Raw genomic sequence first — 17,654 nt, 5'->3', positions numbered from 1 at the left:
TTCTCTGCCCGGGCCCTCGCACCCCCACGGAGAACGAACCTAAAGTCGCTCTACCCACGCTCCCCAGCCACACCCCATGTTCGACGCCTTCACCAAGCTCGTGGCCCAGGCTGACGCCCGCGGCGAATTCCTCAGCCCCGGTCAGATTGATGCGCTGGCGGCCATGGTGGCCGAGAGCAACAAGCGAATGGACACCGTCAACCGCATCACCTCCAACGCCTCCAAGATCGTCACCAACGCGGCCCGCGACCTGTTTGATCAGCAGCCCGCCCTGATCGCCCCCGGTGGTAACGCCTACACCCATCGCCGCATGGCCGCCTGCCTGCGCGACATGGAGATCGTTCTGCGCTACATCACTTACGCGATCTTCACGGGCGATGCCTCCGTTCTTGAGGATCGCTGCCTCAACGGTCTGCGCGAGACCTACCTGGCTCTCGGCGTCCCCGGCGCTTCCGTGGCCGAAGGCATCCGCAAAATGAAGGAGGCCGCCATCGCCATCGCCAGCGATCGCAACGGCATCACCCAGGGGGACTGCGCCGCCCTGATGTCCGAAGTGGGCACCTACTTCGACCGGGCCGCCGCTGCTGTCTCCTGATCCGCTCAGGGATCTTTCACCAAGAGAATCAAGGCCGGGGCCAGCGTCCCGGCCTTTTTTTGTGACCGTTCGCTTGCCAACGGGAAACTTTGTTCGTTTCGCTACATAGCGATGCAACGTCGCAGCGGATCGTGTTCCCATGAACTTTTCATAGGTTCCCCCCCCTCCACCATGACCCTGTCTTCCACAGGTCGAGGTCTGTCCGCAGAGGCAGCCTTCGACCGCTTCCGCACCCGGGTTCTGGTCAGATTCCAGGATCCCCAACTCCGTCGTGCCGCCTTCTGTCTGCTGGCCCTTGGAGCTGGAATCGGCCCGTTGCTGGCGGGTTCTGCCAAGGCCGCGCTGGCCGCGGCACCCACCGATGGGGCCGACACCCTGCTGATGCTGGTGGGCTCGGCCATGGTCCTGCTGATGACCCCCGGCCTGGCCTTCTTCTACGGCGGCTTCACCCGTTCCAAGAACGTGCTGAACTGCATGATGATGAGCTTCTTCCTGATGGGGCTCATCGGTGTTCTCTGGGTGGTGATCGGCTACAGCCTGGCCTTCGACACCGGCTTCGGCAGCCCCTTCATCGGCGGCCTCGGCACGATGTTCCTGAATGGGCTCGGAGGCGAACTGGGAGACAAGGCGCTGGCCCCGGGATTCCCGATCAGCGCTACCTCCTTCGCACTGTTTCAGTGCATGTTCGCCATCATCACCCCGGCACTGATCTCCGGTGCCCTGGTGGAGAGGATCAGCTTCAAGGCCTGGTTCTGGTTCTGTCTGTTGTGGAGCCTGCTGATCTACTCCCCCATGTGCAAGATGGTCTGGGGTGGAGGCTTCATCGGTCCCTTCGGTACCATTGGCGCGATTGATTTCGCCGGCGGCACTGTTGTGCACATTGCCTCTGGGGTCGCGGCATTGGTGGCTGCGGCGATCATCGGCCCCCGCACCACCTGGCCCAACAGCAAGCGCCCGCCCCACAACGTGCCCTTCATCCTCCTGGGTGCAGGTCTGCTCTGGTTCGGCTGGTTCGGCTTCAACGGCGCCAGCATGTTCGCCTCCAAAACCGCCGGCTTCCCATTCCTCACCACCACCACTTCGGCTTCGGCCGGCCTTCTCACCTGGTGCATGATTGAGTGGTTCAAGGATGGCAAACCCACAGCCGTGGGCGCGGCCACCGGAGCTGTGGCGGGTCTTGTGGGCATCACTCCCGCCGCCGGTTTTGTTTACATGCCACAGTCCATTCTGATCGGCATCCTTACCTCAGCAGCCTGTCTGATTGCCGTGAGGATCAAGGCGGCCATCCAGTTCGATGATTCTCTCGACACCTTCATGGTTCATGGGGTGGGAGGCACCTTGGGCGCCCTGCTCACAGGAATCCTTGCCTCGAAAACTCTCGTGCCTGCGGATTACTTCCCACTCTCGGCGAAAATCATGGAGGAGTCCGGTAACTTCGGCCTCTTCATCGCCCAGCTCAAGGCCACACTCTTCACCTACGGCTTCGTGGCCCTCGGCACAGCCATTATTCTCTGGGTTCTCGGCGCCCTGATGCCTCTCCGGGTCAGTGCCGAAGACGAAGAGCGCGGTCTCGACTTCGTGGCTCACGGCGAAGAGGCGTACGATCCCATGACCAACTGATTTAAAATCCTCCATGAAAATGATCACGGCCATGGTCCGCCCCTCCAAGGTGGACGCCATCAAGACAGCCCTCCTCGCCCTCGAAATCATCGGCATGACGGTGACCGACTCCCGGGGATTCGGTCGCCAGAAAGGCCAAATTGAGCGCTACCGCGGCACCGAGTTCACCGTCGAGTTCCTTCCCAAGTCCAAGATCGAGATCGTCGTCCCCACTGAAAAGTTGGAAGCGGCAATCACTGCCATCACCGAGGCTGCCCATACCGGCGAAATCGGCGACGGCAAGATCTTCGTCTCCCCAGTGGAAAACGTGATCCGTATCCGCACCGGAGAGACCGGCAAAGCCACCCTCTGATCACCGGTTGCCGGCGCCTGCGAGCGCGTTCCGAGGAGCTGCCCACCAGGGTCAGCTCCTTTTTTGTTGTGGAGCCGCGGAGCCGGGAGGGGCCTGGACGAAGGCCAACGGCTCAGCCTCGGGGTGCGTGAAGCCTCCCAGCGCCGTGCCCTTCGAACTGAAGATCATCGGCCTGCTGGAGGGCTGAGGCCGGCTCATATCAGGCGCGATCCCGAAGCTGCCTGGCGCTGGGAGGGGTCGAACACGGCCGCCACGGTGCGAATCAGCCAACGGCCCGACGCGGTGACCTCCACCAGGCCCTGGCCATCGGCCTGGCTGAGCCGCACCAGTCCGTCATCGGCAAGAAGCGTCAGATCGTCCCATTCGCGGCTGAAGCGCTGCGGATCGATCGCCACCCGGAACTGGCACATCACCTCCCGGATCAGTTCCCGCCGCTCCAGCACCTCCGGATCGCTGACCAGCAAGCCCCGCTCCACCGGCAACTGGCCGGCGGCGATGCTGGCCCCATAGGCTTTCAGATCCCGCTGGTTCTGGCTGAACAGCCCGGGAAACTGGCTGATGGCCGTGGGCCCCACCCCCAGCAGCTCCAGCTCTCCGCCGGTGGTGTAGCCCTGGAAGTTGCGGTGCAGGCGCCCCTGCCGCGCCGCGACGGCCAGGCTGTCGCCGGAGAGGGCGTAGTGATCCATGCCGATGGCGTCATAGCCGCACCCCCCCAGCCGGGAGGCGGCGCTCTCCAGCATCTGCAGCCGCTGCCGCTGGGAAGGAAGATCGTCCCGGGCGATCTTGCGCTGCAGGGGCAGCTGGTCGGGGAGGTAGGCGAAGGAGAACAGGGACACCCGATCGGGGCGCAGGTCCTCCACCAGGGCCAGGGTGGCGTCGAAACGCTCCGGGGTCTGGAGTGGCAGACCGCAGATCAGATCCACGTTGACGCTGTCGAAGCCAGCCTCCCGCATCCAGACCATGGCCAAGCGGAGCTGGTCCACCGGGACCACCCGGTTCACCGCCTGCTGCACCTGGGGGTCGGCATCCTGAATACCGAAGCTGATCCGGGTGAAGCCCAGGCGACGCAGGGCGACCACATCCTCCCGGCTGAGGACCTCCGGATTGACCTCGATGGAGGCCTCCAGGTCGTCCTCCAGATCGAAGTGACGCTCGATCAACCGCCAGAGGCTCTCGCGCTCAGGGATCGTCAGGTAGTTGGGGGTGCCCCCGCCCCAGTGGAGCTGGGCCAGGCGCCGCCGCTGGGCGGAGTGGCGCGAGATCAGCTCCAGTTCAGCGGCCAGGGCCTCCAGGTAGGGACCCACCACCTTCGAACCGGCGCCGGTGGTGACGCGGTTGCAGCCGCAGAACCAGCAGGCGTTGCGGCAGAAGGGCACATGCACATAGAGCGACAGAGGCTCGCCGGTGGGGAGGGCCAGCTGGGCCCCCAGATCGGCCGCCGTGACACCCCCGTGAAAGGCCGCGGCCGTGGGGTAGCTCGTGTAGCGGGGCACGGGCCGGTCGTGCTTGAGCAGCAGATCGATCGTGGTGGCGCTGGGCGATGAGGCAGTGGCCGCTGGGGTCATGGGAGGGGGGAGGGGGCAAGGGGTAGAGGGGTTCAGGCGGGGCGGCTAGGCGGCGAGGTCCCCGAGCTCCGCCAGCAACCGCTGGGTGTCGAGGAAGGCGACCACCGATTCCTCCAGCAGCTCGCGCTCCTCGTCTTCGCTGAGCTCCATCCGTTCGATGGCGTCGTGCAGCACCTGCTTCAGCTCGGGGATGGGGCGCTGGAACTCCCAGAACTGCAGGGGCGGCAAGCCCTGGCCCGCGAGGATGGCCTTGGCCTGCTCTGCCAGCTGCTGGCCACCGGAGAGATCGCCGCCGTAGCGCACGTAGATGTGGGTCATGAACCGGTGCGGGGCCTGCTGGGCCAGGCGCTGCAGATGCTCCAACCAGATCCCGGCCGCCGCAGAAGCGGGCGTGGCCGGGACAACGGCGAGCCTGGCGATGTCCTGGCGCAGGGCCTGGCTGCGGGCCAGGTCGGCCCAGGGGAAGCCCTCGGCCCCAAGGGCGGCAGCCAGCAGGGGGCCCTGGACCTCGATCAGTTCGTAAGCAGGGGCGAGGGCACGGACCAGGGCCGCCAGCTGGCGGGGGTGGGCCTGGCCCGCCAGCAGCGACCGGGAGAAGGACATGCCCTCGGCCTGGTGGTGGGCGGCACCGATGCGGGCATGGAGCCGGCGCACCCGGGGGCCGAAACCCTTGCGAGCCAGCACATCGGCAGGCCTGGCGTGATCGGAGATGGCGGCAGGGATGGCAGTGGTCATGGGGAACGGTGCCAAGGGGAAATCGGGGCCCAGGGGGCACGTCTTCATACGTTATAACGCTACTGTTGTTACATGCTGCAATTGCAGTAAATTTGTTGCACCCCCCGCATCCGCACCCGGCACCCCTTGGTGCCCTCTCCTTTCCGGTGGGTCCCCTGCGTCAGCTCAGCGAGGACGGCCAGTTCTGCATCTCGCCGCGGAACGCCCGCACCAGCAGCCGGCACGAGTACCCCTGGGTGAGCACCGCCAGGTGCATCCGCATCCGCTCGCTGCCGATCCTCACCATGCACTGGCCAAAGCCGGCCTGCAGCTGCCGGCCCGGTGGCGTCTCAAATCGCACCGTCGCCAGGGCCGCGTTGGGCAGTTCCTTGCCGATCTGCCGCCGGCCCCAGGCTGCCAAGGAGAGCTGTCGAATCGTCCCACTTCCAAATGGGTCTGCACAGCTGTGTTCCCCTCAGGCACATTGGCAGCAGTCCTGACAAAAGAGTGCACCAAGTCAGATGCAGCATCAACCTCGATATGGCAATGCATCCAAAAGACAAAGCCTTATGCGCAGCAGTGGAAGCAATGACGGAAGGCCAGATCATGATGTTATCCAGAATCTGGCCTACGCTCCTATCCATACTGGGTATAACAACGGAAGCTAGCCTTTCTCGATCAGCATCTCCTGCATCAGTGGGTCCTAGAGGGTGAACCATGGCTGCAGCAGGTGGATCTGCGGCATCACCTCCAAAGGAAACGGAGACGACCTTCTTTGACGATCACCTGGTGAGAAGTGGACGAGATCAGGGGCAGAAGCGTGTCCCATGGAAGGAATGATTCCGAACCGAACAGAATCGCTGGCGCCCTCCTTGCTTCTTGGCGTCTGACCGCATCCAGTCCGTAACGCGCAGCTGGAGCAGGGAAGTCACAGTAAAAGCCTCAGCCTTGAATGCGGAACAGCTTGAATACGAAACACTATTGGCGGTTATTTAATGTCTTTTTAATTGTAGCCAGGAGAAAAAGAATGCCAAGGGCAGGATATAGGCCAGACTTAGGCGGCCAGCCTCTTGCCCGCCATTGCCCACAATCGTAAAGAGGAGAGGAGCGAAGCAGGCTAACGCCGAGAATGCCAATCCCCTTTTGCTCACGCTTTTCCAGAGATTGGCAAGAATCATGCGCAGAAGAGGGTAGTAGAGAAAAATGCAAAGAGCTACCCACATAAGCCATTGCAGCGCCTCCTCAAGCCTGGCTGGACTGGGAAGCCGGATGTACTTCCATGGTGAAAAGGGCGCCGGAAAAACAATTCGTGCCAAGCGCTGAGGCTCCAGAACATCCCTCATGGCGCTCAGTGGATCAGACAGGATATAGCTCTTGATGATATGCTGGTTTTCATTGCAATACTCTGCCACCTCAATTCCGCTGTGCATCGACATATCGATGCCGACTTTAATGTTCGGTGCATAAATGAAGACCTCAGCAAGATTGCAGCCCGTGTAGTTTGTAAGTGTGAATGTATTAATCAGGCGATACTGGTTGACATGGTAGGGCGATGCCAGAAGAAGTCCAAGCAGAAGCCCTGAAGTCACCAATAATTTTCTATTCAGCATCGAAGACAAGAGAATTAATGCCAGGACATAGGGAGCGTAGGGCCTCGACATGTCTGCAGAATATGTGAAGAACAAGGCAAGCAAGCAGGCCGAAGCACCAACCGAAACGCTGACACGTTTTCCGCCGTCCAAGTGAATCAAGGCAAGCAGACCTATGATTGACGCAGGATATAAGGCATCGACAAATGACCCGCCTGAAAACAATATAATGTAGACGGGTAGAATGAAGAGAATCCATCGGGCCCAGCGCTGCTCGTGTGGGAGTTGCGTTGGCGCTTGAAGGATGCGAAAAAGGGTTCTCGATAACAGCAGAACACCAAAAAGTAACGCCGAAAAATAAGCCAGGTCATAGTAGAGATTCAAGCATGATTCACCACAGGCCTTTCCGAGCTCCTTCTCGATATGGAGAGATGGGCGCATGACTGAGGTAACAGTCTGAAAGGCGAGTTCAGCATGGGATTTCAACAGCAGAGCCCGAAGGTCTGGGATGCTCCTGCACCACCCATAGTTAGGGGTGTGATTCTTCAAAAATGCACCGGCGGAAGCCACCACCAGCGAATAGACCATGGATTTAGTTACCACCATTGCTCTCGGCATAGGCAGTGGCATCAGCAGCGATTTCACTCCTGAAGCTAAGGCCAAGCTCGCCATGGAGGCGACCATGTGGCGCACCCGATCCAGGTGAGCCAGTGGAAGAAGCCGCTGTCAGAGGCCGGCAGCGACCCTGTTGATGCGGGGACACTGCACAGCCCGGGGTGGCTTCAGGGCCTTGCGTGAAATGATCGAGGAGCGCCGCCCCGTCTGCGCAAGGGAGCGGCAGTGGAGCTCTGTGGCTTCAGGATCGGGCGATGGGCGTACCGGAATCGGCCCCGTCGCCGCTGAGCGGCACGAAGAGCACCACCCCCGAGCGGGCCTCCACCCGGTAGTAGGTGGCGGTGACCGCAGGCGCGCTCCCCCAGTCGCTGATGTCGAGCGGGGAGGGCAGGGCGGTGTCGATCCACAGGCGCCAGGGGATGCCGCCCCTGTAGGCAGGCGGCAATTGGAACTCCAGACCCTCCCAGTAGGCGTTGGCAATGCCAATAGTTGTAGGTGCGCTGCCCCACTGGATCCAACGCGACGAGGAGCCCAGGGACAGCGTCGTTCTCCCGATCGAACAACAGCGGTTCGACCCGGGTGGCGAACTTGGAATAGACGCAGAAGTTCATGCCTTCCGGCGTCACCGCGGCGCCCGGGTGGGCGCTGCTGCCGTTAGAAACCTGCGCCGCAGTCATCGTCAGATCCTCGCATCGGGCATCACCGAGGAGGGTGTCCCAGGCAGCTTGACGGGAGAGCTTCCATGCACTCCATAAGGGAAAAGATGCTGCTGGCAGGCGAAAGCACTGAAAGTGGAGTTTACCAAGGTTTGTGTCACAGTGGCTTCCTGATTCACAGAGGGGAGCTGCAATGCATGCAAATGATCAGGGATGCACCTTGACCCCCGCCGAGGCTTTCGCGGCCATTCCTCTGGCTGCCGTTTGCTGTGACAGCAACTTCGGACGTGAAGAGGCTCGCCTCCTCAAGGAGCAGTTGATCCATCGCTCCCCTTACAGGAGCATGACGCCGCTGGCTTTCGGCGAGCTCATTGATGGACTTCTGCACCTCTTCCGCCGCGATCACTGGCAGGAACTGATCCGCCAGGCCGTACCGGCCCTCACGGCCGCACAGCAGGAGGTGGCCTTCGGCCTGGCCGTCCAGCTGGTGCTCTGCGATCGGGTGGTGAAACCCGAGGAGGCGACCTTCCTCACCACCCTGGGCGACGAGCTTTCCATGCCACCGGGCCGGGCCGCCCAGATCCAGGAGGTCATGACACTGCTGCAGCGCGATGTTCTGATCGGGGAAACCGTTGCCTGATCTCACCCCGGCCGTCGGCGACGCCTCAGCAGCCCCGTTCTGCAACCTGCTGCTGCCCACCGGCGCCCAGGCGCGGGGGCGCACCCTGCCCGGCCGCAAGGTGGTGATCGTGGGCTGCGGCGCCGTGGGGATGGCCTGCGCCGTGGCGATCCTGCATCGGGGCTGCCAGGAGGACCTGGTGCTGGTGGATGTGGCCCATGACCGGCTGGAGGGGGAGGTGATGGACCTCTGCCATGGCCTGCCTTTCCTGCCCCGCACCGATCTGCGGGCCGGGACCGTGGAGGAGGAGGGCCGGGACGCCGATCTGGTGGTGATCACCGCCGGTGTGGCCCAGCAGCCCGGACAGTCAAGGCGGGAGCTGATCGAGCGCAATGCGGCCCTGTTCCGCAGGCTCGTGCCACCGATCGCCAGCCACTGCCCCCGGGCGGTGCTGCTGGTGGTGAGCAACCCGGTGGATGTGCTCACCCACATCGCCGGCCAGCTGAGCGGCTTCCCTGCGCACCGGGTGATCGGCTCGGGCACCGTGCTCGATTCCGCCCGCTTCCGCATGGCCATCAGTCGCCGTCTTGGGATCGATCCCCACGACGTCCAGGCCTGCGTGATCGGCGAACACGGAGATTCGGAGGTGCCGGTCTGGAGCCGGGTGATGGTGGCCGGCTCGGGGCTGATCGATGGCGGCTGGGAGGGCAGCCGCACCCTGGCGGATCCTGAGCTTCAGGAGCTGTTCCACGGCGAGGTGCGCCAGGCGGCCTACGAGATCATCCGGCTCAAGGGCAGCACCTCCTGGGCGATCGGGCTAGCCACCGCCGAGATCGTCGAGGCGGTGCTGCGCAGCAAGGACCAGATGCTCACCGTGAGCAGCCGCAGCCACGGCCACTACGGCCTGCCCGATGTCTGCCTCAGCCTGCCCACGATCGTCAACGACAGCGGCGCTGCCGCCCTGGTGCAGATGGCCCTCACCGAGAAGGAAATGGGGCAACTGCGTCACAGCGCTGAAGTACTGCGGGGGATGCTCGACGAGGCGGGTTTCTGAGGCGTGGACGCTGGGGAACGACTGGCGTGTCGAGCCCGCGCCCTCAGGCCGTTTCCACCCGCAGCATCGGCTGGAAGAACTGGCGCCACAGCAACCCACCGAAGCGCAGCTTCAGGCCGAGCTGGTGCAGCGGAGAGTCCCCCTGGCGGCGGGCGGTGCCCATCTCCTGGAAGCAGGCGACGAGGCGATCGCGCAGGGCGATGAACTGGCCGTTGTCCAGGTCGAAGACCCAGGGGAAGGCACGGCGGGCCGTGCGGTTGGTCTGGCGCATCACCTCCGCATCAAACCGCTGCGGATCCATGCCCAGAATTTGGTAGAAGTCACCGCGCTCGCACACCGTGAGGCTGTGGGTGAGAAACACCGACCAGAGAAAGAAACGACTCAGCAACTTGCCGCGAAACCCCTGGCGCAGGCCAGGCCAGCAGCGGATCAGCATGTTGAAGATGTCGCCATGGCGGTTCTCGTCCTGGCACCAGGGTTCGAAGAAATCGAACAGGGGCGCGACGTTGCTGTCGGGATGGTCCTTGAGATGGCGGTCGATCAGGATGTAGCGCCAGTAGCCGATCTTTTCCGACAGGAAGACGCTGTAGAGCACCCAGCTCAGGGGGAACCAGGTGATCGGTCGCTTGGTGCTCAGGCTGGGCAGGTCGATCTCGATGCCTTCGGCCACCAGCGCCCGGTTGAGGAAGCCGGCATGGCGGGCCTCATCGCGGGCCATCAGCTGGAACAGCCGCCCCAGTTCGGGGCGCTGCGCCTGGAACAGCCGGCGCGAGAGCTCCTTGAACAGCAGGAATCCGGAGAACTCCGACACGCAGGAACGCACCAGGTAGCTCTCGTAGGCCTGCTTCTCCTCGGGGCTGAGATCCCGGAGCCGATCCAGCGGTGCCTTGCGATCGAAATGCTCCCGGTTGTAGTCCGCCTCCATCTCGGCCAGCATCGCGTCGAAGGCCGGCCGTTGCTGCTCCAGGTCGGTGCGGGCCGCCTTGGCGATCTGGGTCGTGTAGAAGCGCGGCGTCAGCAGGTCCTCGTGCAGGTGCGGGGCCGCGGCGCCGGAGGAGAGGGTGGCTGTCATCAGGGTGGCGACGTAGTATCACGTCATAACGACAACGTGATACTACGTGTTCCAGTTGATGCAGAAGGCTGTTTTCACGATTCTGCATGACTGGTCTGAGACGACAGCGTGGTATCATTTGCTCCATCCCAGGCACTGGAGCGGTCGATGGAATCCCTGGCCGACTACTTCAAGGTGTTCTCCGAACCCAACCGCCTCACCGTGCTGGAGACCCTGCGTCCGGGACCGCTGAATGTGACCGCCGTCGTCGAGAAGACCGGCCTCAGCCAGGCGTTGGTGTCCAAGCATCTCAAGCTGCTCACGATCGCCGGTGTGGTGCGCCGCCGTCCCGAAGGCAGCCTGGTGTTCTATGAAGTCATCGACAAGGGCGTCTTCCAGCTCCTGGTTCAGGCCAGAAAGCTGATGCTCGCCTCCCGCCGTCAGCAACTCGATGCCCTTGCGGCCATCCTCTGACCTCCCCGCCGACCTGGACGCCCTCAAACGCGCCCTGGCCGAGGGCCGACGCGATTTTGCCGGCCTGCGGCTGGGTGATCTCGATGGGGTCGCCCTCGATCTCGGCGATTGCAACCTGAGCGGTGCCTGCTTCAAAGAAGGGCGGTTCGGCCATGCCCGCCTGGCGGGAGCCAACCTGGAGGGCGCCTGCCTCCAGCAGGCGCTGCTCTGGGGGGCCGACCTCTCGGCCGTGGCGGCCAGCGGCTCCTTCTGGCACGACGCCGACCTGTCGGCGGCCCGGCTGCAGGGGGCCGATTTCGGCGGCGCCCTGATGCACCGCTGTTGCCTGCGGGGCGTCCTGGGGGCCCACAGCCGCTGGCGGACCGCCCGGCTTGTGGAGGCCGACTTCCGGGGGGGGCTCGACCAGCGCACCGACCTGGGCGGGGCCGATTTCCAGGCGGCCGATCTCAGCTTCGCCCTGCTGCAGGGGGCCCTGCTGCAGGGCAGTGACCTTCGCGGCGCCTGCCTCTACGGCGCCAACATGGAGAGGGCCGATCTGCGCGACGCCGACCTGAGCGGCTGCGACCTGCGGGACACCGATCTACGGGACGCCATGCTGGATGGCACCCTGCTCCACGACGCCCTGCTGCCATGACCGACTGCTTCGATCTGATCGTCCTGGGGGCGGGCTCTGGTGGCCTCGCCGCCGCCAAACGGGCGGCCTCCTACGGGGCCTCGGTGGCGATCGTGGAGGGCGATCGGGTGGGCGGCACCTGCGTGATCCGCGGTTGTGTGCCCAAGAAGTTGTTGGTCTATGGCTCGGCCTACCGGCACCTGCTGGCCGATGCGGCCAGCTACGGCTGGCAGCTGGATGGCTTCCGGCCTGATGCCGCGGTGCTGCTCGCCAACGTGCGCCGCGAGGTGGACCGGCTCAATGAGCTCCATATCGGCCTGCTGGAAAAGGCCGGCGTCGAGCTGGTGCGGGGCTGGGGCCGCTTCGCCGATCCCCACCACATCGATGTCGTCCAAGGATCCACCGTCAGCCGACGGCTCAAGGGGGAACGGATCCTGATCGCCGCCGGCGGCCGCCCACACCGGCCCGTGTTCCCCGGGGCCGAACTGGGCTGGGTGAGCGACGACATGTTCCTGCAGGAGAGCCTCCCGGAGCGCGTGGTGGTGGTGGGAGCGGGCTTCATCGCCTGCGAGTTCGCCTGCATCCTGCATGGCCTGGGCGTGGCGGTGACCCTGCTGGTGCGGGGCGATCACCTGCTGCGGGGCTTCGATCGGGAGGCCTCCTCGGCCGTGCAGGAGGCCATGGAGGCCGAAGGCATCGAGATCCGCTTCGCCCACAGCCCCGCCGCCATCACCGGCGTGCCCGGAGCCCTGGAGCTCGTCACCCAGAGCGGCGAGGTGCTCCCCTGCGGCGGCGTGCTGCTGGCCACCGGCCGCCGGCCTTTCCTCGACGGGCTGCAGCTGGAGTCCGCGGGGGTGGCAGTGGAAGGCCATCGCATCCCGGTGGATGCCGACCAGACCACCAACGTGCCCCACATCCATGCGGTGGGTGACGTGACCGACCGGATCAACCTGACGCCGGTGGCGGTGGATGAAGGTCGCGCCTTCGCCGACACGGTGTATGGGAACAAACCCCGCCAGGTGAACCACGACCTGGTGGCCAGTGCCGTGTTCAGCCAGCCGGAACTGGCCGGGGTGGGACTGAGCGAGGAAGCGGCGATCGAACGCTTCAGCACCGACGGCATCCGCGTCCACCGGGCCCGCTTCCGGCCCATGGCCCAGGCCCTGCCGGCCCGCGGCCCCCGGGTGCTGCTGAAACTGATCGTGGAAACCGCCACCAACAAGGTGGTGGGCTGCCACATGGTGGGCGAGCACAGCGCCGAGATCATTCAGATGGCGGCGATCGCCATCGGCATGGGGGCCACCAAGGCCGACTTCGACCGCACCATGGCCCTGCACCCCTCGGTGGCCGAGGAGTTCGTCACCATGCCCGGCTGATCGGGCTCAAGCCGATCAGAGATCCTCTTCGACGCCCGGCTTGATGGTGCAGTCGGAGAGCGGGTAGCTGACGCAGAGAAGGGCAAAGCCTTCGCCGATCTGTTCATCGTCGAGGAAGCTCTGGTCGGACTGGTCGACGCTTCCGGAGAGGATCTTGCCGGCACAGGTGCTGCAGGCCCCGGCGCGGCAGGAATAGGGCAGATCGATGCCCTGCTCCTCAGCCGCATCAAGGATGTAGGTGTCGTCAGGACAAGTGAAGGACTTGCCTCCTTCCAGGCTGATCGTGAAGCTGGCCATGGCGCCGCTGAAGAGATCGCAAGGAATCCTTGGGGAGCCCTGGCCCGGGGGGTGTATCGAGGCGTACAGCGTGCGCGACCGTGCACACGCTCGCCTCAGGCGGCAAGGCCCGTGGGCGGGTCGGTGGGGAAGCCCCAGGCCCGCCGCAGGGCGGGATCGGAGAGCTCCCAGGCATGCTCACTGGCCACGACGGCGGCCCGCACGCCATCTCCCTCCAACCCCCGCTGCCCCCGGCAGAGCTCAAGCCGCTCACGGAAGCGGAGGCTTTCCTGCAGCAGCGCTTGGACCCGTTCGGCACCACCGGCACTGGCCAGCATGGTGGGCTGGCTCCCACAGAGTTCTAGGGTTTCGATGTGCTGCTCCAGCCAGGCGGCCTCGTACTGGAGCATGGCGTCGCTGCAGGACTCGAGGCGTGCGCCGTAGAGGGCCAGATGCTCATCAAGGCGGCCCTGGGCCTCACCCCGCTCAGCCATCGGCAACGGGGTGGAGCGGTCGTGGAGCCGCTGCATGATCTGGCGCAGATAACTCATCGTCGGTGGCCTCGAAAGGGATCAGACGGCGGCCAGGCCCCGTTCGTTGAACATGCCCTCGAACAGCACCGAACTGAGGTAGCGCTCGCCGGAATCGGGCAGCACCACCACGATCGTGCGGCCCGCGAAAGCCTCTTCCCTGGCCAGTCGCAGGGCGGCCACGGTGGCGGCGCCGCAGGAGATGCCGGCCAGGATCCCCTCCTCCTTCATCAGGCGGCGGGCCATGGTCACCGCCTCCTCGTCGCTGACGGCCTCGACCCGATCGACCAGGCTGAGATCCAGGTTGGCGGGCACGAATCCGGCGCCGATGCCCTGGATCTTGTGGGGGCCAGGCTTGAGGTCCTCGCCGGCGATGGTCTGACGGATGACGGGGCTGTTGAGCGGCTCCACCGCCACCGACACCAGGGGCTTACCCAGGGTGGTCTTGATGTAGCGGCTGACGCCGGTGATGGTGCCGCCCGTGCCGACGCCCGCCACCAACGCATCCACAACACCGTCGGTGTCCTTCCAGATTTCTGGCCCTGTGGTGTCGTGGTGGATGCGGGGATTGGCCGGATTCATGAACTGCTGCAGCATCACCCAGCGGTCCGGATCGGATTCGGCCAGCTCCCGGGCCGCGCCGATCGCCCCGCCCATGCCGAGCCGACCTTCGGTGAGAACCAAGTTGGCGCCGTAGGCCGTGAGCAGTTTGCGCCGCTCCAGGCTCATCGTCTCCGGCATCGTGAGCGTGAGGGGGATGCCCCGGGAGGCGGCCACGAAGGCCAGGGCGATGCCGGTGTTGCCGCTGGTGGGCTCGATCAGTTCCTTGCCGGGCCCCAGCAGACCGTCCTTTTCCGCCTGCCAGATCATCGCGGCGCCGATGCGGCACTTCACCGAATAGGCCGGGTTGCGGCCCTCGATCTTGGCGAGCACCCGAGCTCCGCAACCCTCCGTGACGCGATGCAACTCCACCAGCGGGGTCTGCCCGATGCTGAGGCTGTTATCGGCGTGGATGGGGCTCATGGCGCTCCCTCAAGATCCGGTCCATGGGCACCTTAGACAGCGTTCGCGCGCAGAAGACTGTCAAGCAGCTGCGGCACGTCGTGCCGGCGACACCGGCCCATACGATCAGCCTTAGCCATGGAACGTCGCCAGGGGTGAAGACAACGATCCCCGGGATCAATGGGCCCGTCGCCCTGCTCCTTCTGCTGCTCTCCATCGCCGTGGTGACGGTGGCCCTCGACCGGGGCCGCTACTGGTGGAACTGGTGGCGAACTCGAGTCTCCCGCCGGCAGCAGTGGGAGCGGCTGCTGGCGGAGCAGGGGGGCCCTGCCGCCGGACGGAGGCTGGAGGACTGGGACCTGGAGATGCGCTTCGGTGAACCGCTGCTTCAGGCCGCCGTGGTGCTGGCACCCCTGCTGGGGCTGGTGGGCACCGTGCTCGGTCTGATGCAGGTGCTTTCCAGCCTTGGCCCCCAGTTGCTGCTGCCGGCGGGCGCCAACCTGGCCGGTTTCGGCCAGGTGCTGCTGAGCACAGCCCTGGGGCTGATCATCAGCCTGATCGCCAGCACGAGCCTGGTCGCCAACCAATGGCTGCGGCGCAGCCAGTGCCTGCGGCTGCAGCGCCTCGGGCGGCCCTGGGCCCCCCAGACATGACCTACGCCCTTGCCTCTCTCGTTGGGCTGACCCTGCTGCTGTGCGGATCGGTCGCGGCCCTGGCCGACCTGGCCCGGGAACGCCAGCCGCGGCTGCGCCCCCAGGGCGGGCAGGCCCTCACCGGCGCCCTGTGGATCGTGCAGGCGGCTGAGGATCGCTGGTTCGTCAACGGGGAGCCGGTGTCCCGCGGCCGGCTGCCGGGCCTGCTGGCCTCCCAGCCGGCCAGCACCGAAATCCGTTTCCTACCAACCGCCACGCTGCCGCTGGGGCAGGTGAGCGGCTCCCTGGCCCATCTGCGTTCAATCAGCCCCCGGCCGGTGGTGCTGGCCCTGCCGGGCAAGGGGCCATGAACGCCGAAACCGACCCCAACGGGCCCTGGTTGCCATCGCTGGACGCCCTCGCCCTGGGGGCGATGGCAACGGGACTGGCACTGCTGACCCTGGCACTGGTCCTGGTTCCCCAGCGGCTGGCCCAACGGCCGGCGAGCCAGGGCATCGTCAGACTGCACCTGGCCGCTGATGGGCAGCTGCGGCTGTGGAACCAGCCAATCCCCAGCGTGCAGCTGATCGGCGTGCTCCAGAGACTCGAAGCCGGCAAGGGACAGCCCACCGTGCGGCTGGTCCCTGATCGCGACGTGCCCTGGGGGGTGGTGCAGCGGCTGATGGGGCAGCTGGGCCGCTCGGACCTGCCCCTGGAACTGCAGCTGCCATGAAAGCCATCCTGTCCTTTCCCGGTTGGCGGCGTCTCCAACTGCCCCTGCTGGTGGCCCTGGCCTTGAACGGGCTGCTGCTGCTGCCGACCCTGCGGACCTCCCAGCGCCCGGCACCCAACAGGGCGGCAGCGACGGCGGACGACACCCCAGAGCTGCTGCGCTTCAGCCGCCAGCAGGCCCGGGAGCCGTCCTTACCCCTGCTGGCCCTGCCTTCCCTGAGCTCCCTGCCACCGCCACCGCCGACCGATCTGCCGGCCGAACCGCGCGCCGGGACCGCCGGCCGCCGGCGTGGCAACGACGCCCGCGCCACCAGGTCCCAGGACCGGTTGGCGACGACCGCCACGGCGGCGGAGCGGGGGGCCGCCCAGGACCGTTCACTCTCCAGGGCCGGCGCGGAACCAACCGCGGCCAGCAAGTTGCTCGCCCTCGCCCTGCAGGCCCGGCCCGTCGAGCCGTCCGAAGCCACGGCCCTGGCGGGTCTGTGGGAGCAGGCAACGGCCACAGGGGAGTCTCCCGACGGGATGGTCGTGCCGGCGGACGGCCTGGAATGGCGGCGGTTGCCCCTGGCCAAGGCACGCGCCGCCGGGCTGCCCTTCAGTGATCCCCTCGCCGTCCTCTCCGGAGGCAAGCTGCTGCTGCTGTGGCCGGAGGGGACAGGGCTCTGGATGCTGGCCGCCGCGGGCCACAGCAAAACGGTCAGCGCCAACCCCTGAGGGGCGACAGGAATCAGCGGCCGGGACCATCCAGGGCCGCCAGGGCCGCCCTCTGGCTCACCTGGGGCGGGCAGATCAGCACCGTGTCCTGGACCTTGGCGAGGGCGCCCATCAGCTGGCGGGGGACCGCCGCATAGCCCACCCGCCAGCCGGCCATGCCGTAGGCCTTGGACAGGGAGAACAGGGACACCGTGTGGCCACCGCTGCCGGGCAGCCGGCCAGGACCCCGATGGGGCACCGTGCCATGGACAAAGTCGGCATAGGCCTCATCGCTGACATGCACCAACCCATGGCGGTGGCAGAGGCCGTTGATGGCCGCCAGCACCTCCGGCGGCGTCACCAGGCCGCTGGGATTGTTGGGGGAGATGGTGACGATGGCGCGACTGCGGGAGGTGATGGCCGCCTCCAGTCGGTCAGGATCGGGCACCAGCCCCGCCGCCACCGGCACGGGCACGCCGCCGGCCAGGCGTATCGCCATGGCGTGGTTGAAATAGAACGGCAGCGGCAGCAGCACCTCGTCGCCGGGGTCGCAGAGCACCTGGGCGATGGCGTTGAAGGCCATGTTGCTGCCGGCGGTCACCAGCAGGTCGCTGCCCTCCAGATCCAGGCCCCGCTCCTCGCTGAGCTCGCGCCGCACGGCCTCCAGCAAGGCCGGCTCCCCCTGCACCGGCCCATAGCGATCGAGTCGCCGATCCGGCTCCGCCAGCGCCAGGGCCACGGCCCGGCGCACCCCTGGCGGTGGCGCCCAGGCCACCATGCCCTGGGCCAGGGAGAGGGCCTCGGGGCCCTGGCGCAGCAGGCCACCCACCTGGGCGATCACCGGATCGGCCACCGCCGCCATCCGCCCCGCCGCCCTCGGGAAAACCGGCCCCATC

At 65.9% G+C, this 17,654-nt stretch carries 22 protein-coding genes; 12 read left to right on the top strand and 10 right to left on the bottom strand.

Annotation, left to right across the window (positions count from 1 at the left end; genetic code table 11):
• Positions 1-76 precede the first annotated feature (76 nt).
• The 3 genes from KQ305_RS02660 to KQ305_RS02650 all read left to right on the top strand — a co-directional run bounded on the left by KQ305_RS02660 (position 77) and on the right by KQ305_RS02650 (position 2,567).
• A complete protein-coding gene (locus KQ305_RS02660; RefSeq protein ID WP_259723900.1) occupies positions 77-595 on the top strand; it encodes a phycocyanin subunit beta in 519 nt (172 codons plus the stop codon).
• A 171-nt stretch (positions 596-766) separates the two neighbouring features.
• Complete coding sequence (locus tag KQ305_RS02655) at positions 767-2,215, top strand: ammonium transporter (protein WP_259723899.1); 1,449 nt, start codon at positions 767-769, stop codon at positions 2,213-2,215.
• Positions 2,216-2,228: 13 nt separating this feature from the next.
• Positions 2,229-2,567: a P-II family nitrogen regulator gene (locus KQ305_RS02650; RefSeq protein WP_259723898.1), complete on the top strand. Its 339-nt coding sequence runs from the start codon at positions 2,229-2,231 to the stop codon at positions 2,565-2,567.
• A 194-nt stretch (positions 2,568-2,761) separates the two neighbouring features.
• Here the strand turns inward: KQ305_RS02650 and hemN are convergent, their stop codons facing one another.
• The 5 genes from hemN to KQ305_RS02625 form a co-directional block, all read right to left on the bottom strand.
• Positions 2,762-4,132 (bottom strand): oxygen-independent coproporphyrinogen III oxidase, encoded by a 1,371-nt coding sequence (hemN, locus tag KQ305_RS02645; protein ID WP_259723897.1) that lies wholly within the window; start codon positions 4,130-4,132, stop codon positions 2,762-2,764.
• 45 nt (positions 4,133-4,177) lie between these two features.
• Positions 4,178-4,867: a biliverdin-producing heme oxygenase gene (locus KQ305_RS02640; protein ID WP_259723896.1), complete on the bottom strand. Its 690-nt coding sequence runs from the start codon at positions 4,865-4,867 to the stop codon at positions 4,178-4,180.
• Positions 4,868-5,027: 160 nt separating this feature from the next.
• Positions 5,028-5,267, bottom strand: a complete 240-nt coding sequence (locus KQ305_RS15400; protein ID WP_399230365.1) for a hypothetical protein — start codon at positions 5,265-5,267, stop codon at positions 5,028-5,030.
• A 571-nt stretch (positions 5,268-5,838) separates the two neighbouring features.
• On the bottom strand, positions 5,839-7,119 hold the full coding sequence (locus tag KQ305_RS02630; RefSeq protein ID WP_259723895.1) for a hypothetical protein: 1,281 nt from the start codon (positions 7,117-7,119) through the stop codon (positions 5,839-5,841).
• A 172-nt stretch (positions 7,120-7,291) separates the two neighbouring features.
• Entirely contained in the window at positions 7,292-7,495 is a 204-nt protein-coding gene (locus KQ305_RS02625; protein ID WP_259723894.1) for a hypothetical protein, read from the bottom strand.
• 554 nt (positions 7,496-8,049) lie between these two features.
• On the opposite strand from KQ305_RS02625, the gene KQ305_RS02620 reads away from it, so the two are divergent.
• Together KQ305_RS02620 and KQ305_RS02615 are read left to right on the top strand one after the other, a co-directional pair.
• Entirely contained in the window at positions 8,050-8,346 is a 297-nt protein-coding gene (locus tag KQ305_RS02620) for a hypothetical protein (RefSeq protein ID WP_259723893.1), read from the top strand.
• A 100-nt stretch (positions 8,347-8,446) separates the two neighbouring features.
• Positions 8,447-9,379, top strand: coding sequence for an L-lactate dehydrogenase (locus KQ305_RS02615; RefSeq protein ID WP_259723956.1), 933 nt, complete (start codon positions 8,447-8,449; stop codon positions 9,377-9,379).
• Between the two features lie 43 nt (positions 9,380-9,422).
• Here KQ305_RS02615 and acsF read toward each other — a convergent pair whose 3' ends face one another.
• Positions 9,423-10,451, bottom strand: a complete 1,029-nt coding sequence (acsF, locus tag KQ305_RS02610) for a magnesium-protoporphyrin IX monomethyl ester (oxidative) cyclase (protein WP_259723892.1) — start codon at positions 10,449-10,451, stop codon at positions 9,423-9,425.
• A 147-nt stretch (positions 10,452-10,598) separates the two neighbouring features.
• Between acsF and KQ305_RS02605 the strand changes: the two genes are divergently transcribed.
• From KQ305_RS02605 to gorA, 3 genes are read left to right on the top strand one after another with little or no spacing between them, the layout of a single operon-like run.
• Entirely contained in the window at positions 10,599-10,904 is a 306-nt protein-coding gene (locus KQ305_RS02605; protein WP_216905208.1) for a metalloregulator ArsR/SmtB family transcription factor, read from the top strand.
• Positions 10,882-11,538: a pentapeptide repeat-containing protein gene (locus KQ305_RS02600; RefSeq protein ID WP_259723891.1), complete on the top strand. Its 657-nt coding sequence runs from the start codon at positions 10,882-10,884 to the stop codon at positions 11,536-11,538. The genes KQ305_RS02605 and KQ305_RS02600 overlap by 23 nt, the downstream gene beginning before the upstream one ends.
• Positions 11,535-12,893 (top strand): glutathione-disulfide reductase, encoded by a 1,359-nt coding sequence (gene gorA / locus KQ305_RS02595; protein WP_259723890.1) that lies wholly within the window; start codon positions 11,535-11,537, stop codon positions 12,891-12,893. Before KQ305_RS02600 ends, gorA begins: the two co-directional genes overlap by 4 nt.
• A 15-nt stretch (positions 12,894-12,908) precedes the next feature.
• On the opposite strand, the gene KQ305_RS02590 is transcribed toward gorA, so the two are convergent.
• From KQ305_RS02590 to cysK, 3 genes are all read right to left on the bottom strand, one after another.
• Positions 12,909-13,190: a 2Fe-2S iron-sulfur cluster-binding protein gene (locus KQ305_RS02590; RefSeq protein ID WP_254949548.1), complete on the bottom strand. Its 282-nt coding sequence runs from the start codon at positions 13,188-13,190 to the stop codon at positions 12,909-12,911.
• Between the two features lie 95 nt (positions 13,191-13,285).
• Entirely contained in the window at positions 13,286-13,720 is a 435-nt protein-coding gene (locus KQ305_RS02585; RefSeq protein WP_259723889.1) for a hypothetical protein, read from the bottom strand.
• A gap of 21 nt (positions 13,721-13,741) precedes the next feature.
• Positions 13,742-14,722: a cysteine synthase A gene (gene cysK / locus KQ305_RS02580; RefSeq protein ID WP_259723888.1), complete on the bottom strand. Its 981-nt coding sequence runs from the start codon at positions 14,720-14,722 to the stop codon at positions 13,742-13,744.
• Between the two features lie 134 nt (positions 14,723-14,856).
• On the opposite strand from cysK, the gene KQ305_RS02575 reads away from it, so the two are divergent.
• The 4 genes from KQ305_RS02575 to KQ305_RS02560 are packed head-to-tail and all read left to right on the top strand — an operon-like array spanning position 14,857 to position 16,779.
• The gene (locus KQ305_RS02575) at positions 14,857-15,354 is read left to right on the top strand and encodes a MotA/TolQ/ExbB proton channel family protein (RefSeq protein WP_259723887.1); all 498 of its coding nucleotides are present in this window, start codon (positions 14,857-14,859) and stop codon (positions 15,352-15,354) included.
• On the top strand, positions 15,351-15,704 hold the full coding sequence (locus tag KQ305_RS02570) for a hypothetical protein (protein WP_259723886.1): 354 nt from the start codon (positions 15,351-15,353) through the stop codon (positions 15,702-15,704). Before KQ305_RS02575 ends, KQ305_RS02570 begins: the two co-directional genes overlap by 4 nt.
• Positions 15,701-16,066: a biopolymer transporter ExbD gene (locus KQ305_RS02565; protein WP_259723885.1), complete on the top strand. Its 366-nt coding sequence runs from the start codon at positions 15,701-15,703 to the stop codon at positions 16,064-16,066. The genes KQ305_RS02570 and KQ305_RS02565 overlap by 4 nt, the downstream gene beginning before the upstream one ends.
• Positions 16,063-16,779, top strand: a complete 717-nt coding sequence (locus KQ305_RS02560) for a hypothetical protein (RefSeq protein ID WP_259723884.1) — start codon at positions 16,063-16,065, stop codon at positions 16,777-16,779. The genes KQ305_RS02565 and KQ305_RS02560 overlap by 4 nt, the downstream gene beginning before the upstream one ends.
• Positions 16,780-16,792: 13 nt before the next feature.
• Here the strand turns inward: KQ305_RS02560 and KQ305_RS02555 are convergent, their stop codons facing one another.
• Entirely contained in the window at positions 16,793-17,653 is an 861-nt protein-coding gene (locus tag KQ305_RS02555) for an aminotransferase class I/II-fold pyridoxal phosphate-dependent enzyme (RefSeq protein ID WP_311134309.1), read from the bottom strand.
• Position 17,654 lies beyond the last annotated feature (1 nt).

Origin of the sequence: Synechococcus sp. CS-1332, assembly GCF_025127995.1 — a bacterium.
Classification (GTDB): domain Bacteria; phylum Cyanobacteriota; class Cyanobacteriia; order PCC-6307; family Cyanobiaceae; genus Cyanobium.
This window is presented reverse-complemented; position numbering and strand designations above follow the sequence as displayed.

Bases quoted from the DNA above. Each gene is read 5' to 3' on its own strand.
- KQ305_RS02660 (WP_259723900.1), top strand. From the start codon at position 77: ATGTTCGACGCCTTCACCAAGCTCGTGGCCCAGGCTGACGCCCGCGGC.
- KQ305_RS02655 (WP_259723899.1), top strand. From the start codon at position 767: ATGACCCTGTCTTCCACAGGTCGAGGTCTGTCCGCAGAGGCAGCCTTC.
- KQ305_RS02650 (WP_259723898.1), top strand. From the start codon at position 2,229: ATGAAAATGATCACGGCCATGGTCCGCCCCTCCAAGGTGGACGCCATC.
- hemN (WP_259723897.1), bottom strand. From the start codon at position 4,132: ATGACCCCAGCGGCCACTGCCTCATCGCCCAGCGCCACCACGATCGAT.
- KQ305_RS02640 (WP_259723896.1), bottom strand. From the start codon at position 4,867: ATGACCACTGCCATCCCTGCCGCCATCTCCGATCACGCCAGGCCTGCC.
- KQ305_RS02630 (WP_259723895.1), bottom strand. From the start codon at position 7,119: ATGGTCGCCTCCATGGCGAGCTTGGCCTTAGCTTCAGGAGTGAAATCG.
- KQ305_RS02620 (WP_259723893.1), top strand. From the start codon at position 8,050: ATGACGCCGCTGGCTTTCGGCGAGCTCATTGATGGACTTCTGCACCTC.
- acsF (WP_259723892.1), bottom strand. From the start codon at position 10,451: ATGACAGCCACCCTCTCCTCCGGCGCCGCGGCCCCGCACCTGCACGAG.
- KQ305_RS02605 (WP_216905208.1), top strand. From the start codon at position 10,599: ATGGAATCCCTGGCCGACTACTTCAAGGTGTTCTCCGAACCCAACCGC.
- KQ305_RS02600 (WP_259723891.1), top strand. From the start codon at position 10,882: ATGCCCTTGCGGCCATCCTCTGACCTCCCCGCCGACCTGGACGCCCTC.
- gorA (WP_259723890.1), top strand. From the start codon at position 11,535: ATGACCGACTGCTTCGATCTGATCGTCCTGGGGGCGGGCTCTGGTGGC.
- KQ305_RS02590 (WP_254949548.1), bottom strand. From the start codon at position 13,190: ATGGCCAGCTTCACGATCAGCCTGGAAGGAGGCAAGTCCTTCACTTGT.
- KQ305_RS02585 (WP_259723889.1), bottom strand. From the start codon at position 13,720: ATGAGTTATCTGCGCCAGATCATGCAGCGGCTCCACGACCGCTCCACC.
- cysK (WP_259723888.1), bottom strand. From the start codon at position 14,722: ATGAGCCCCATCCACGCCGATAACAGCCTCAGCATCGGGCAGACCCCG.
- KQ305_RS02570 (WP_259723886.1), top strand. From the start codon at position 15,351: ATGACCTACGCCCTTGCCTCTCTCGTTGGGCTGACCCTGCTGCTGTGC.
- KQ305_RS02565 (WP_259723885.1), top strand. From the start codon at position 15,701: ATGAACGCCGAAACCGACCCCAACGGGCCCTGGTTGCCATCGCTGGAC.
- KQ305_RS02560 (WP_259723884.1), top strand. From the start codon at position 16,063: ATGAAAGCCATCCTGTCCTTTCCCGGTTGGCGGCGTCTCCAACTGCCC.
- KQ305_RS02555 (WP_311134309.1), bottom strand. From the start codon at position 17,653: ATGGGGCCGGTTTTCCCGAGGGCGGCGGGGCGGATGGCGGCGGTGGCC.